The sequence below is a fragment of the Mycobacterium scrofulaceum genome, assembly GCF_002086735.1.
Lineage (GTDB): Bacteria > Actinomycetota > Actinomycetes > Mycobacteriales > Mycobacteriaceae > Mycobacterium > Mycobacterium scrofulaceum.
In genome coordinates, this window is the sequence record NZ_MVIJ01000003.1 from 24205 (window position 1) to 39123 (window position 14919).

A 14919-nucleotide genomic window follows, 5' to 3' on the forward strand; every position below is an offset into this window, starting at 1 on the left:
CATTGCAGAATATGAACTTATCGTTCTACTCTGAGGGAGGTCTGCCTTACAGCTGACTGCGAGCTTGTTTATCCGTCTGTGCCATGAGGAGTCCTTAATGCTGCCCGACGACGCCAAGATCATTTCCGTCGACGACCACGTCATCGAGCACCCCCGAGTGTGGCTGGACCGCGTCCCCGCCAAGTACGCCGACGTGGCTCCGCGCATCGTCAAGCTGCCCGACGGCAACGACACCTGGCTCTACGAGGGCAGCCAGTCCGGCAACTTTGCCCTCAACGCCGTTGCGGGCAAGCACCCACGCGACTTCGGCATGGACCCGCGCAGCTACGACGACATGTTGCCCGGATGTCATGAAATCGCCGACCGCATCAAGGACATGGACACCGAGGGTGTGTGGGCGCAGCTGTGTTTCCCCAACTTCGGCGGATTCGCCGGCAGCACATTTCACAAGGCCAAGGACAAGGACTTCGCCAAACTGTGCATCAGCGCCTACAACGACTTCATCCTCGACGAATGGTGCGGCTACGCCCCGGAACGTCAGATCCCACTGATGATGGTTCCGTTCTGGGATGTCGAGGCCTCGGTCGCCGAAGTCGAGCGCACCGCGGCTAAGGGCGCTAAATCCATCTCGTTCATCGAGGCGCCGCACAAGATCGGACTGCCGTCGTTTCACACCGACCACTGGGATCCGCTGCTGCGCATCTGCGAGGAAGCGGAACTGCCGCTGTCCATGCACTTCGGCTCCGGTGGGATGCCGCAGGGGCTCGCCCCCGACGGCGACCTGTTCATCGGCATCGCATTGTTCGGATTGAATTCGATGATGGCCACCGTCGACCTGCTGATGTCGGAGGTGTTCTACAAGTTCCCCAAACTCAAGGTCGCGCTGTCCGAGGGCGGTATCGGATGGATGCCCTATCTGTTGGAGCGCATCGACTACTCGTTCGGCCGGCACAAGTATTGGTGCAACATCAACGCTGACAAGTTGCCCTCGGAGTTGTTCCGCGAGCACATCTACGGGTGCTTCATCTCCGACCGGTCCGGGATCGAGCAGCGTCACCGCATCGGTGTGGACAACATTATGTTCGAAAGCGACTACCCGCATTCGGATTCCAACTGGCCACACACCCGCAAGCTGCTCGCCGAACACCTGGTCGACGTACCCGACGAGGAAGCGCGCAAGATCGTCGAACTCAACGCCCGGGCCCTATACAACTTCTGGGTCTAAACCCGGCCGGCTCGTGACGACCCAGCAACCGCGCCGTTTACCCGTGCCAGCTCGGATACCGCGGGCGTGCTCATCTGCGCATGATGAAAGGTGACCGAATGATTGACCTCACACGGGGAAAGCGACTGCGATGCCGGCTGCGTGGCTCGAAGACGCCGGTGGTCATTCGCGACGCGCTGCCGCAAACCTCGACCGGAAAGGTCCTGCGGCGCGATCTCATCGCCGACCTACTCGGCGCGAAGCGGGCAGCGACTTTATGACCGATCAACCGCCGCACCCAACCTTCGACGGAAGCGACAACAATGCCTGACGCGCTCATACTCTCGGCCGCTAGAACACCAATCGGCAGGGCCCGCAAGGGATCCCTGACGTCAGTCGACGCCTACGAACTCGCCGAGGTCGCCGTTACCGCGGCCGTCGAACGGTCACAGATCTCCGTGGCTGACCTCGACGACCTGTTGCTCGCGGAGTCCCTGCAGGGCGGAGGGGTGATCGGGCGCAACATCGCAGTGCGCCTCTGCATGACCAACGTGCCCGGGGTGGCTATCAATCGGCACTGCGCCTCGGGCGCCACTGCCGTGCAGTTGGCGGCGGCCACCATCATGGCCGGCATGGCAGACGTGATCGTCGCCGGTGGAACGGAAAGCGCGAGCACCATGCCGCGGCTGACCAAGGTGGCACCAGGTGCCCAAGAACCAACCCCATGGTCGCCGCAGAGCCATCCCGACGCCCCCGGCATTCCCGCTTTCGATATGTCGGTCACCATCGGTGAAAACACCGCCCGGCTCCACCATGTTACCCGCGAGCAAGCCGACGCCTGGTCCGCACGCTCACAGCAGCGGGCGCTCAACGCGATTGCCAAGGGATATTTCGACGACGAGATTGTCACCGTCCCCATCAACCACGGCGAAGCTGTGTTCGACACCGACGAGCACCCGCGAGACACCACGCCCGACGCGCTCGCCGGGCTGAAGGTCCTGCACCCGGAACTACCCGACGCGGTCGTTACTGCCGGAAATTCTGCGGGCATCAACGATGCCGCCGCCGCGCTGGTTATCGGAGGCTCTGACTTCGCGTCCAGTCGCGGCCTCACACCGCTGGCACGGATCCGGGGTTGGGCATCTGTGGGCGTGGAGGTCGAACACACCGGAATGGCCCCGGTGACCGCAATCCCGTTGGCGCTCAGGCGCAGCGGTCTCACAGTGGACGACGTGGACCTCTTCGAGATCAACGAGGCGTTCGCCACGATGGCCGTGGCGTGCACGCGTGACCTCGGATTGGACGAGTCAATCGTGAATGTGAACGGCAGCGGTATCAGTCTTGGCCACCCCATCGCGGCGACTGGCGCTCGGATGGTGGTGTCGATCGTTCATGAACTCGCACGCCGCGATTCGCGCATCGGGGTGGTGGCGATGTGCGCCGGGGGAGGGATGGGCTCAGCGATGGTCGTCGAACGGATCTAACTCGAGCCCGAACGCTCAGCGCTGGACGGTGAGCTTGGTGTAACGGCCGCCCAAAAGCCATTCAGACACATAGAGATTTCCGTCGGGGTCCGTTGCGACAGCGTGCGGGGAGTTGAAGCGATCGTGGCTGGGCAGGTGCGGTATCTCCGTACGCCCATCGCCGGCGAGCGTGTTGGGCCAGCCCGGCCGGGTCGGCCACCCCGGGGCGGCAGTGGGGTCGTCGCCGATGTATCCCAGCAGATTGTCCTCGGGATCGAGTACGGCCACTCGCCCATAGAGCTCGGCGACGACCAGCAGGTCGCCCCACTGCGCAAAATCGCTGGGGCTGTTGAGGAACTGTTCACCGAAGGACCGCAGATAGCGACCGCCGATATCGTAGACCAGCACGCGGGTGTTGACTCGGTCGGCAACGTAGAGCTCAGGGACCGTTTTGCGGCGATCGATCAAAATTGCGTGTGGACATGCGAGTCGTTGGCCGACTTCCTCACCGGTCAGCGTCGACCGATGGTTTCCCTGCTTGTCGAAGCGGTGCACGACACCTGACCCGTATCCGTCCGCCACCCAGATGTCGCCCGTTCCACCGAACCGCTCCTCGTCCACAGCGCAACCACACGGACAATACGGTCCCATCGGGCCGGCGGGGATGGCCGGATTCTGTTGGGGCACAGGCAACTCGGACCGGATCTGACCGTCCACGGTCATCTTCACCACTCGGGGTGCCCGGGTCTGGCAGCGGACTCCCTTGCCGAACATCGGAGTCCAGTCGGGGTCTCCGTCGTCGGCGCCGCAGCTGAACACGAACCCTGGATCGCTCACCCAGAGGAGTTCGTCATCGCCCTCGCGCACGAGAGTGATGCCATGGCCTTCGGTGAGGTCTGTGTCGACCACGCGGAGCAGACGGCCTCCGGTGTCGAACGCGACGAGTCGCCCGGCGTGGAAACTGATGATCTCGCCACCGTCGGTGGCGACGACAGCGTTGTGCACCCAACAGGACGGGGCACCCGGGACGGCGGACAGTTCTGCCCAATCACCGACCACCTCGTAGGAGGGGATGCTAATGGGCCTGCGGGTATCTGATGACACGACGAGCCTTCCGCTCTACTCGGCGGCGATAGCGCTACCGCAGCTCGCCTGAACTTCGTGATATTGACGAAACCCTCTCGGGTTCAGCGTCGTTCGCTCTGGACCACACCTGGCCCGCATCGTCTTCAAACTTGATCCGCACGTCGGGTGCAGCGTTGGGTTCCAACGAATAAAGGGCGGAAGCGTGTTGGTTTGGCCGTAGCCAGCGCGGGAAGTCCACTGCGTTGTGGGCAGCAACAAGGTCCATCCGGTTGGCTAGGAACGCCGGCTGCCGAGTTGGTAAGGCCCCGCCCCTTTCGAGCAGTGGGTGATGCTCGTCGGGCCACGGACCAGTGCTCAGCTTGGCGACGACGTCGGCGATCGCTTGCGTCGAGCGTTTGGCACCGCCGGGTCGAGCGCGTCCTTTGGAGTCGACCGCGCCTACCGAGACCTGTAGGTCGACGGCTAAAGAGGTGCCGTGATTCACCACTGTCACGGCCCAGATCTGCGGGCCAAGAAACGCCACTGGCGTCCGGTAGATCCTTACTTGCCGTGCCGATGCGATGCGTTCGGATTCCACGGTCAGCGCGCCGAGATCGGCGTCGGTCAGATCGGCTGCAATCGCGCTTTGCAAGCGGCCCTCGAAGTCAGCATCCCCATGACCAATGTAGCGCGGACAGATCCCTTCCCTTGTCAGTCGCTGCGTCACGTTGTCAAGCCAACTCTGGTCGTCCGAACTGGGCCCGTGCGAAGGTGATTCGGCGATGAGCCAAACGAGTACCAACTTGCCGGCTCGCTTTGCGCGCTCTACGTCACCCATCACCTCAACGACATCGCGGCCCATCGGGTCGAAGAGGGCGATGAACGCGTCGCAGCGGTCGGTGATCCCGCTTGACGGAATTAACGCAATCTGGGTCCGCTGCCCGCTCGCGCAGTTCCACCAATTCAGAGCATGACCAATGGCGGTGCGAGATCGCCCCGTGTCGTCGGGCGAGGCGATTGCCACCTCCATAACGTGGGCGGGGAACACTTTCTCATCTCCTCAGAGATACGTCAGCACTCAAGCGGTGCTGCGATGGATGACGTTGAGTGCTTTTTAATCTACCGATCCTTGCTTCATTGGGAAATGACATCCTACTATAGCGAACACAGCCTTGTAGCTTAGTGCTGATCGACCGGTTGCAACATGGCTCGCAGGCGTTCGCCAGTGAACAGGAGGGACATTGTCGACGGAGGGAAGCGTGCTGGAGTTCGACCCGTTCAAGCCTGGTCCCGCTGACGAGTTGCCAGCGGTTTACGCGGCGCTGCGAGAGCGGTTTCCGGTCTACCGGACCGGTACGAATATCTGGGTGATATCGCGATTTGATGATGTGAAGGCCGTTCAATCCAATCCCGCTGTTTTCTCGTCCCGTCCCAACCCCTACGAGGGAGATTCAGCACCGGCGGATGCCGAGATGAAGCCCGAGGTCATCGAGCGACTCATGGCCCTGACCGCGGGGATTCCCGTCGACATGAACGAGATGGCCTCCGCCAAGACCATCGCCGCCGCGGACCCGCCTCAACACACCCGGATACGCAGAATCGTGAGCAGGGGTTTCACGCCCCCTCGAATCAAGGAGATGGCTGACGCGATCGCCACGATCGTCGACCGCTGCCTAAGCGGTATTGACGAGCTTCCCAGCTTCGACCTGGTCGAGCGGCTGGCTATTCCACTGCCGGTGGAGATGATCTGCCACATCCTCGGTATCGACCGAAGCGAGTACGGGCGCGCCAAGTGCTGGTCCGACGCTTTCGCCGCCGCCGCCGGCGGCAATTTCAGCAGTGCCGCCGAACGCAACGAGTTGATGTTGACGACGATCAAGGAGTTCAGCACCTACTTCGTGCCGTTGATCGAAGCGAGGCGAGTTGAGCCGAGGAATGATTTGGTCAGTGCGATGGTCGCGGCGATCGACAACGAGTCGCTGAGCAACGTCGAAACATTGATGGTGGCGATCACCATCATGGTCGCCGGCAACGAGACGACCACGAACCTTATCGGCAATGCCGTGGTCGAACTGCTGGCCAACCCCGACCAGCTCAAATTGTTGCTCGACGATCCGTCGTTGTTGCCCAACGCCGTCGATGAGGCGAACCGGCTGACGACGCCGATCCAGTTCGCATTTCGGGAGGCGACCGAAGACACCGTCGTCGCTGGTACGACGATTCCGAAGGGGGCCATCATCGCTCTGCACATGGCCGCAGCGAATCGCGATCCGCGCCGCTTCGACGAGCCCGATCGTTTTTTGATCACTCGTCCTCCCGGTAAAAGCCTGGCCTTCGGTCACGGCATCCACTTTTGTCTGGGTGCTCACCTGGCAGGGCAGGAAGTGCGCGCGGCGATCGGCGGGCTGCTGCCCTACCTCGACCGCCTCAAATTGACCGATGCGCCGCTGGAACGCAACCCGACGGCGCTGCTCAACGGGTGGCAACGGGTCGAACTAGCGTGGGTGTCGTAGTGGCCCTGGGGAATTCCCGTTGAACGCGGACAGATAACGATGTTGACGGCATCGATGCTGCTAGACCCGGCAGTCCTGCAGAACCCCTACGCCTTCTACGCGATGCTGCGGGAGCAGGCGCCGGTCTGGATGGTGCCTGGTACGGACGTCGTCGCAATCAGCACTTTCGCACTGTTGTCGGAGGCGGTCGCGCGGCCCGAGGATTTCTCCTCGATCATGCGTTGTCTGCTTTACCGCGATCAGGATGGACTGCCTGCGCGCCTCGATTTCGGTGAGGCGGCCATGCCGACGCTGGCGACCGCGGACCCGCCCGTGCACACCACGCATCGGCGCGCGGTCTTCCCCGAATTAGTGGCACGGCGCATGCGCACCCTGGAGGACGACATTCGCGCGTTGTCAGCGGCCGCAGTCAAGCAAGCCCTAGATGACGGCAGCTTCGACTTCATGGCGAAGATCGGCAACATGGTGCCGATCACCGTGGTGGCCAGGCTGATCGGTTTTCGCGACATCGACCCCATGCAACTATTGGAAGCGGCCTTCGACTCCACCACGATGGTGGGCGGCACGATGTCAATGGATGAGCTCAGTACTTTTGTCGCGCGCACCGAGACTATCGAGGCCTGGATCGCCGATCAGATCGCGGGCACCGGCGAGGGGGGAGAAGAGGGAATCCTGCTGGCGGTTCGGCGGGCGCTGGATGCTGGCACCTTGCGCATCGGGGAGGCCACCATCATCCTGCACACCATGCTAAGCGCCGGCGGGGAGTCCACGACCAGCCTGCTGGGCAATGCGGTCCGGATGCTCGCTGAAAATCCCGGATTACAACAGCGGCTGCGCGAAAAGCCGCAGGACATCGATGTTTTCGTCGAGGAGGCGCTGCGGCTCGAGTCACCGTTTCGGCAAATGATGCGCAGCGTGCCACGCGACACCACGCTCGGCGGCGTCGAGATCGCCTCGGGCTCCACGGTGTTGCTTCTCTTCGCGGCCGGGAACCGCGACCCCGCTCAGTTCAAACACCCCGACCGAATCGACCTGACGCGCGAATCCCCCAAACGTCACCTCGCTTTCGGGCACGGCATTCATTTCTGCGTCGGGGCGGCTCTCGCGCGTATCGAAGCCCGTGCGGTGCTCGGCGCAATCCTCGAGCAGACCCGATGCTTCACGCTCGACGAGGATCGCGCACCGCGGTGGGTGGACAGCCTGTTGGTCCGTCGGCACGCAGAACTCCACGTCTGCGCTACTCCCCGGTGAGCTATGAGTCCCGACAGCGAGGCGGAGGGGAATGTCGCCTCCGTCAATGGAGTTGGGAGATAACGGCGATCTCGGTGGGCGCGCGGGAGGCGAAGTCGATCACTCGCGCGCCGGCGGGCTGGACATCAGGTAGCGGCTGGATGTCGCTGCCCACAGCGTCATCGAGGTGGACGACGACGCCGGCGGGTGGTTGTTCGATCGGGTGATGGCCGGGTGGGACGCCACTGTCTTCCTCGCCGCCGACGCCGATGTGCGAGAGCTGATAGCGCGGTCCTGCTGTGAGCGGACCGGCCAGCGAATGCTAAACGACATCATCGAACAGCGGCTCGGCCAGTTCGGTCATTGCCGATCGGCCTCGAAGCCACGCCGAACCGCGCGTTGCCCAGTGCTCCCGTTCCAACACCTGGGCTAGAGCGAGTGCGCTACCCGACGCCAGAATTCTGGAGTCCCATTGCTTGGCGTGATCAGCCAAGCGTGCGGCCTCGTTGACGGCGTCTCCAATGACCGTGTATTCGTAGCGGTTCTCCGCGCCGATATTGCCTGCGAATACCGCACCGGCGGCCACTCCGATACCGAAGTCCACCAGTGGCAGCGCCCTCAGTTCCGTGCCGAGCGCGCGTGCCGTCGCGAGCGCCGCCGAAGCCGGTTCATCAATGTCGATGGGTGCTCCGAACACGGCCAGGACCGCGTCGCCTTCGAACTTATTGATCAGGCCGTGCTGCTGGTGCACGGCCGCGACCACTATGCGGAAGAAGTCGTTCAGGATGCTCGCGACTTCCTCGGGCCGCCGGCCGGCGGCGATCGCCGTTGACCCCACCAGATCGACGAAGAGTACGGCGACATCGCGGACGTCACCCGATAGGGAGCCATCGTGTTGAAGTGCCTGGCGTGCCACGTCTGCGCCCACGTGGCGCCCGAAGAGGTCCCGGAGGCGTTCCCTTTCCTCAAGGCCTGCCACCATCCGGTTGAATCCGACCTGGAGTCGTCCGATTTCGGAGGGCTCATACACCTCGACGAGCGCCCCGCCATGGCCGTGCTCCACCTCGGTCATGGCGATGACGACTTCACGAACTGGGTCCGAGATTGACCGGGCAACCAAGATCATCGCGCGAAACCCCAAGGCGAGGGATGCCACAGCGAGCACCAGAACCGGTGTTTCGATTGGCGCTGACTTCGGCACAAGCCACCCGTTGGAGCGCGACAAGACGATCAATGCGATTCCAGCGATGGGTAATGCACTAAAGAGGACCCACGTAATCATCACTCGTGCAAGTACCCCCGGCATTTCGCTAGAGGGTTCGGCGGTCTTCATTGACGCCGCCAGGATGGGCCGCAGGATGCGTTGAGTTATCAGATAGCCCATGGAGGCGGTGGCCGCACCCCCGAACAGAATGGCGGTACCGATCACGCAGGCGACGGCGCCGCCGGCGTGAAAGTTGACCAGAACCAACACTGCGCCGCCGACAGCCCAGATGCCGAACTGGACGACGGTCTGGCGGGCGGCTATGCGCATAGCCGCGCGCTGTTGAGCGGGCGTTGGTTCGGCGCCATCGGCGAACCAACGGAAGGACGGAACCATATTCAAGACACCGGCCACACCACCGACGGTTGCCGAGATTGCGACCAGACCGCACACAGCAATCAGGTTCTTTCTGCTGGAGAGGATGCCGGGGTCCCCGCCGCGGTTACGGGTGAGCGAGACGATCATCAAAGAGACTGCGCCGGCGGCCAGGAGGTGCGCGGAGGTCAGCGCAGCCGCATAACTGAGCCCAAGACGAATTGCAGCTTTGCGCCCGGGAGTCCGGATTGACAGCCATGGAGGATAGGATGATTCCACTGGTAGACCGTCACTTCCGTTTAACGCATCTAACGACTACCATAAATAGCATTAATTGTTCTACTTCGTAGGTATCCAAACTTCGCGCACGTTAAAACCCATGACGAGGCCAGGACAAGACTGAATGACTGCGCACACGACGCTGATTCCGCACTTCATCGATGGGCAGCGCACCACCGGGCAGTCCGGTCGCAGCGCTGACGTCTTCGACCCCAGCACCGGGGGTGTTCAGGCGACGGTGCCGATGGCCGGCCGGGCCGACATCGATGCCGCGGTGGCATCGGCCGTCGAGGCCCAAAAGGGTTGGGCTGCAACAAATCCGCAGCGGCGCGCGCGGGTGATGATGCGCTTCATCGAGCTGGTCAACAAGCACAACGACGAGCTGGCCGAATTGCTGTCCCGCGAGCACGGCAAGACACTGGCCGACGCCAAGGGCGACATCCAGCGCGGCATCGAGGTCATCGAGTTCTGCATCGGCATCCCGCACCTGCTCAAGGGCGAGTACAGCGAGGGCGCCGGCCCGGGCATCGACGTCTACTCGCTGCGCCAGCCCCTGGGCGTGGTCGCCGGCATCACCCCGTTCAACTTCCCGGCGATGATCCCGCTGTGGAAGGCCGGCCCGGCGCTGGCCTGTGGCAACGCGTTCGTGCTTAAGCCCAGCGAGCGGGACCCCTCGGTGCCGGTGCGGCTGGCCGAGCTCTTTGTGGAGGCGGGCCTGCCGCCCGGGGTGTTCCAGGTGGTGCACGGCGACAAGGAGGCCGTCGATGCCATCCTGAACCACCCCGACATCCAGGCGGTCGGGTTCGTCGGCAGCTCCGAGATCGCCCAGTACATCTACGCCGGGGCCGCGGCCACCGGCAAGCGTGCGCAGTGCTTCGGCGGCGCCAAGAACCACATGATCGTGATGCCCGACGCCGACCTGGATCAGGCCGTCGACGCCCTGATCGGGGCCGGCTACGGCAGCGCCGGCGAGCGCTGCATGGCGATCAGCGTGGCGGTCCCGGTCGGTGACCAGACCGCCGACCGGCTGCGCGCCCGGCTGATCGAGCGGGTCAACAACCTGCGCGTCGGACACAGCCTGGACCCCAAGGCCGACTACGGCCCGCTGGTGACCGAGGCCGCCGTGGCGCGGGTGCGCGACTACATCGCCCAGGGCGTGGACGCGGGAGCCGAACTGGTCATCGACGGCCGCGAGCGCGCCAGCGACGACCTGGCTTTCGGTGACGCCAACCTCGAAGGCGGCTTCTTCATCGGCCCCACCCTGTTCGACCACGTCACCCCGGACATGTCGATCTACACCGACGAGATCTTCGGGCCGGTGCTGTGCATCGTGCGCGCGCACGACTACGAGGAGGCGCTGCGGCTGCCGTCCGAGCACGAATACGGCAACGGCGTGGCGGTGTTCACCCGCGACGGCGACGCCGCCCGCGACTTCGTCGCCCGCGTGCAGGTCGGCATGGTCGGTGTCAACGTGCCGATCCCGGTGCCGGTGGCCTACCACACCTTCGGCGGCTGGAAGCGTTCCGGGTTCGGCGATCTCAACCAGCACGGCCCCTCGTCGATCACCTTCTACACCAAGACCAAAACCGTGACGTCGCGGTGGCCGTCCGGCATCAAGGACGGCGCCGAATTCAGCATTCCGACCATGAATTAGGCGAGCCCTTGTAAGCAACCACTTTCAATCAACCGAGCAACTTTCAGCCTCGAACTGGTGACGGAGGCCGTTGAGGCGGCCGCCGCAGCGGGCCGGCAGGCGACCACCAGCGCCGAAGCCGCGGCGCTACTCGGCCTACCACGGGCCATGGAATCGGTGCCGCGTAACGATTGCGGATTCGAAATCGGTTGCGGGACAATGATAAGAGAGAGCTGGTTAATGAGTTACGGATCTGGTGATCCGGAACGGCTCGATCGTTGACGGTTTTAGGGGAGTGCCCGAGCGGGGTTATGTCGCGGTGCGTGGTGGTGTCATCGTGGCGGTTGGTTCGGTCGGTGTGTGGGCACGCGTGAGATCGATGCGGCAAGCCTGTTGGTCACGCCCGGGTTCATTGACCTGCACACCACAGCATCTGAGCTGCTCGCAAGGTAATCCTGGCATCGAGCGGACGCCTCGTGCCGATGACAACATTGTTTAGCCCGCCTCGCCAGTCGGGATCGCAGCTGGCACAGACAAGTGCTTAAATAGATATTCATTTAAGTAATAAAACCTCTAGACGACGTCGCGGCGTCGTGGGTAGCCTACATGCATGTCAGGCTCGTTTCGGTCCTGCAACGGCTAGCTGAGGCGATCCGATCAGCCAGGCCGGCACTCGGTCGCAGCGCGTCCGCCGCACAGCACCGTCGACCACCGCTGGGTGGCTAACAAGGAGGACTTGGACATGCAACGTCGGCCGCACCGGCTGCCTGCCTTGGTTGTTACCGCCGGCGCTCTGTTGAGCAGTCCCGTCGCGCATGCGGACAATGACAACAACACGCTCATACCGAACAACAAGCGGCTCAATGACAGTGTCGTCGCCAACGTCTTCACCGTGCAGCATCAGGCAGGCTGCAATAACGACGTGAGAATCAGCCCCCAGCTGCAAGCCGCTGCGCAGCGACACACCCAGGATTTGTTGAACAACCGGGCCCTCGATGGTGATATCGGTTCGGACGGGTCTAGCCCACAAGACCGCGCCAACGCGGCTGGTTTCCATGGCCCGGTGGCCGAGACGGTGGCGATCAATCAGTCAATCGCGATCAGCGGCAATGACTTAATCAACCGGTGGTACTACAACCCCGACTATTTCAAGATCATGTCCAGCTGTGCGAACAGCCAGATGGGGGTTTGGTCGCTGAACAGTCCGGATCGTACGGTCGTGGTTGCGGTCTACGGACAGCCACAAGCCGATCCCTCGGGACGGGGAGCAACACCACTGAACACCGATGGACAGAACATTCCGCTCGATCCCAGTCCTGACTATGACGCCAGCGATGAACTCCAGTTCGGTCTCAACTGGTTCCCGTGGATCCTGAGGGGCGTGTACCCGCCGCCGGGCAATCCTCCGCAGTAGAGCGAGATTCGTCTATCGGTAGCAAACGCGCGTCAAAAGCCCGCACATCAATGTAATCCGGCCATAGGTCGCAAGGTCGCGTTAACACGCGACCTTGATTATGAACGTGTCGGTTGCCTTCAGGCTGGGATTATCGGTGTCAAAGCCCTCGGCACGCCCCCGGATGGTGTAGGTGTATCCGTGCAGGGCTACATCGGCGGCGCCCTGGAGGTCTTCGGCGTAGCCGCCGGTGAAGCCGCCCAGGTCGCTGATGTTGACCGACTTGGCGGTCAGCGCACTTCCGTTGGAAATAAACGCTTTTGTGCCTGCCGCTGTGTCACCGATAGTAACCGCTGTGAGTGATCCCATCGGAATGCACTTCACAGCGTGGATCTCCGGAAGGGCATGATCGTTGATCGTCACCTGTGCGGTTTCTGGGGGCAATGTTCCCGGAGGTGCGGCTGCGCGGGGCGTTGACGAACATGCACCGACACTTGCTGTTATCACGACGATCGCGGATGCGTTGCGGAACCGCTTCTGCACGAGCGCACCCCATTTCATCTCGCCGCCATCCCGACTCCGAATTAGAGCAAGGTCGCCACCGCTGGATTTCGGCGTCGGCTTGCCCGGTGCGGCGAGCGGTCGGCTTGGTCAAAACAACGATATCCGACTTTGGCATCGTGGTCACGGCTATCGCGATGTATTCGTTGACAACCGTTTTCGTCTGTGGGTCGGTGATCAGCCGTCATCGTGGTCGATTGCGCGTCCTCTTAACGAGGACAACAAGATTGAAGAGCTGACGGTGTAGCCGGTGCAGCCGCGACTTGATCTCGGCGAGAGGCTATCGCCGAGGGGTTAGCGAGGCGACGAGCAAGTTGCGCAGTACGCCCTCATCACCACCGTCATCGGGGTCGGCGGGCTCCGCGATAAGGCTGAAGTTGATGCGCACGATCCAGCGGGCGAGGGTGTCAGCCGGGACATCGCGGCGAATATCGCCGGCAGCGGCAGCAGCCTCGAGGCGCCGCACCAGCGCGTCAGCGAGCTTGGCTCGCCACAACTCGGAACCTTCGGCGGCATGATAGGCAGCGCCGACGGCTTGATGGTCGTCGACTAGTGATCGCATCACCGGTGAGCCACGGGCGATGTCGATTCCCCGCATGCATGCGGCGACGAGCTGAGTCAGGAAGGGCTCGTCAGTCTGCCAACATTGTTCAACGGCGTGCAGGGTGACGGTGAGCACTCGCATGAAGGAGGCCGCCAGCAGAGCGTCCTTGCTCGGGAAGTAGTAGTACACCGTCGACCGGTGCACGCCAGCGCGCCGGGCGATGTCGCCCATCCGGGTGTGCACAGGCCCCTTATCCGAGTAGCAGGAATCGGCCGCGGTCAGCAACCGTTCGCGCGCCTCGTCATCTGCCGGCGAGTCCGCCCCGGCTGGCCTCGGGCGACGGCCTCTGGATTGGGCGGTCACACCAGCACACTACGGCCTCGCAGCTGTGTCGGTGACGCGATGCGAATGTCTCGGCGAGGACTCGCTGGCGGTTTAACTGCGCTGCGAGAGGTGGCGGCGCCACCGTTTGTTCCCGGCGAGTGAAGCTCAACCGGCCTTGGCGGCTGCCCGGAATCTCGGCGATGGGGCAAGCCCACATCCAGATGAGCCGGGCTCTACCCCCGACCAGTTAACCGGGTAGCAACTGTCCGGCAGCGCACCTGACTCACTGCGGCTCAGCAGTGCAGAGTTCCCTCGAGATTCTCCAGTAATGCTCCGAATAATGAGCTAACGATACAAACCGATATATAGATAACTATTTAGCTTTAACCGTCACTTCTGTCAGCCCCTTTTGTGCGCTGGATCACTGCCATCCGCGCTACAGAGTAAGGCTCAGGCGAGAGGTCGGTTAGTCAAGATCGGCGATTAATTGCCACGCATGCGGGGGTTGGTGTTGACCCATGCTGGTATACCCGCGTGAACAAGTTTTCGCCCGAGTGTTAAGGGTCGCGCTGACGCCAGAAAGTTCGTAGCCCTACCTTGCGGTAAGCGCAGCTCAGGACCCCACCGGTGGCTCGACGCGCTCTGTGCGGGCCTGGGATATGGAGACGCGCCGGTGTGCACGCGATCCCGCTCAGCGGCGGGCTGTGATGGTGGATATGCAAGGGATGTATCCATACTTCAGTGAGCCGGTTTACGTCGCAATCCCTTTATTGGTTCCGGTGCGCAATAAGAAACGAGGTTTAAGCATCCTGCTCTGCAATAAACACTACTGTTTACCGTCTGGAATGAACTCAGTTAAGGTGATTACTGTAGATAGATCTGCGAACGTATAGCGCGCAGTTCCTGGATATTATTCCTAAATTATGGTCAAATAGTGTAGTTCGTAGCAAACTTTATGGCCCTGGACTGGTCGCGATGCGGGTGATGCTGGGCGCGGGAGCGTCCAGCCCTGGCCGATGCGGCCGAGCACCTGGCCCTTGCAATATCTACGAGGTCTGATGGGTGCTGTGCTGTTCGACACGGGTGTAGCGAGCCAACCTGACACGGCCTTCCCGTTTGCGAGTATTGCGA

12 protein-coding genes and 1 pseudogene are annotated in these 14919 nt (G+C 62.6%); 7 read left to right on the forward strand and 6 right to left on the reverse strand.

What is annotated here, in order from left to right; genetic code table 11:
* Positions 1 to 97 precede the first annotated feature (97 nt).
* Both BST44_RS03330 and BST44_RS03335 read left to right on the forward strand, forming a co-directional pair.
* Positions 98 to 1225, forward strand: a complete 1128-nt coding sequence (locus BST44_RS03330; RefSeq protein ID WP_009953692.1) for an amidohydrolase family protein — start codon at positions 98 to 100, stop codon at positions 1223 to 1225.
* Between the two features lie 302 nt (positions 1226 to 1527).
* On the forward strand, positions 1528 to 2688 hold the full coding sequence (locus BST44_RS03335) for a thiolase family protein (RefSeq protein WP_009953694.1): 1161 nt from the start codon (positions 1528 to 1530) through the stop codon (positions 2686 to 2688).
* Positions 2689 to 2703: 15 nt separating this feature from the next.
* Here BST44_RS03335 and BST44_RS03340 read toward each other — a convergent pair whose 3' ends face one another.
* A complete protein-coding gene (locus BST44_RS03340; RefSeq protein WP_244184719.1) occupies positions 2704 to 3771 on the reverse strand; it encodes an NHL repeat-containing protein in 1068 nt (355 codons plus the stop codon).
* Between the two features lie 34 nt (positions 3772 to 3805).
* On the reverse strand, positions 3806 to 4762 hold the full coding sequence (locus BST44_RS03345) for a hypothetical protein (protein ID WP_083175184.1): 957 nt from the start codon (positions 4760 to 4762) through the stop codon (positions 3806 to 3808).
* 229 nt (positions 4763 to 4991) lie between these two features.
* On the opposite strand from BST44_RS03345, the gene BST44_RS03350 reads away from it, so the two are divergent.
* Together BST44_RS03350 and BST44_RS03355 are read left to right on the forward strand one after the other, a co-directional pair.
* Entirely contained in the window at positions 4992 to 6245 is a 1254-nt protein-coding gene (locus BST44_RS03350; RefSeq protein WP_083175130.1) for a cytochrome P450, read from the forward strand.
* A 102-nt stretch (positions 6246 to 6347) separates the two neighbouring features.
* A complete protein-coding gene (locus BST44_RS03355; RefSeq protein ID WP_225323316.1) occupies positions 6348 to 7496 on the forward strand; it encodes a cytochrome P450 in 1149 nt (382 codons plus the stop codon).
* Positions 7497 to 7595: 99 nt separating this feature from the next.
* On the opposite strand, the gene BST44_RS31295 is transcribed toward BST44_RS03355, so the two are convergent.
* On the reverse strand, positions 7596 to 7721 hold the full coding sequence (locus tag BST44_RS31295) for a hypothetical protein (protein ID WP_263644111.1): 126 nt from the start codon (positions 7719 to 7721) through the stop codon (positions 7596 to 7598).
* A 76-nt stretch (positions 7722 to 7797) separates the two neighbouring features.
* Positions 7798 to 9204: an adenylate/guanylate cyclase domain-containing protein gene (locus BST44_RS03360; protein ID WP_014379500.1), complete on the reverse strand. Its 1407-nt coding sequence runs from the start codon at positions 9202 to 9204 to the stop codon at positions 7798 to 7800.
* A gap of 253 nt (positions 9205 to 9457) precedes the next feature.
* Here BST44_RS03360 and BST44_RS03365 point away from each other — a divergent pair, with 253 nt between their 5' ends.
* The 3 genes and pseudogenes from BST44_RS03365 to BST44_RS03370 all read left to right on the forward strand — a co-directional run bounded on the left by BST44_RS03365 (position 9458) and on the right by BST44_RS03370 (position 12380).
* On the forward strand, positions 9458 to 10987 hold the full coding sequence (locus tag BST44_RS03365; RefSeq protein ID WP_083175134.1) for a CoA-acylating methylmalonate-semialdehyde dehydrogenase: 1530 nt from the start codon (positions 9458 to 9460) through the stop codon (positions 10985 to 10987).
* A 232-nt stretch (positions 10988 to 11219) separates the two neighbouring features.
* Positions 11220 to 11392 (forward strand): annotated as a pseudogene (locus BST44_RS30815) (D-aminoacylase); the annotation flags it as partial.
* A 316-nt stretch (positions 11393 to 11708) separates the two neighbouring features.
* On the forward strand, positions 11709 to 12380 hold the full coding sequence (locus tag BST44_RS03370) for a CAP domain-containing protein (RefSeq protein WP_026071529.1): 672 nt from the start codon (positions 11709 to 11711) through the stop codon (positions 12378 to 12380).
* 81 nt (positions 12381 to 12461) lie between these two features.
* Here the strand turns inward: BST44_RS03370 and BST44_RS03375 are convergent, their stop codons facing one another.
* Together BST44_RS03375 and BST44_RS03380 are read right to left on the reverse strand one after the other, a co-directional pair.
* On the reverse strand, positions 12462 to 12920 hold the full coding sequence (locus tag BST44_RS03375) for a lipoprotein LpqH (protein ID WP_225323317.1): 459 nt from the start codon (positions 12918 to 12920) through the stop codon (positions 12462 to 12464).
* A gap of 280 nt (positions 12921 to 13200) precedes the next feature.
* On the reverse strand, positions 13201 to 13749 hold the full coding sequence (locus tag BST44_RS03380) for a TetR/AcrR family transcriptional regulator (RefSeq protein ID WP_083175137.1): 549 nt from the start codon (positions 13747 to 13749) through the stop codon (positions 13201 to 13203).
* Positions 13750 to 14919 lie beyond the last annotated feature (1170 nt).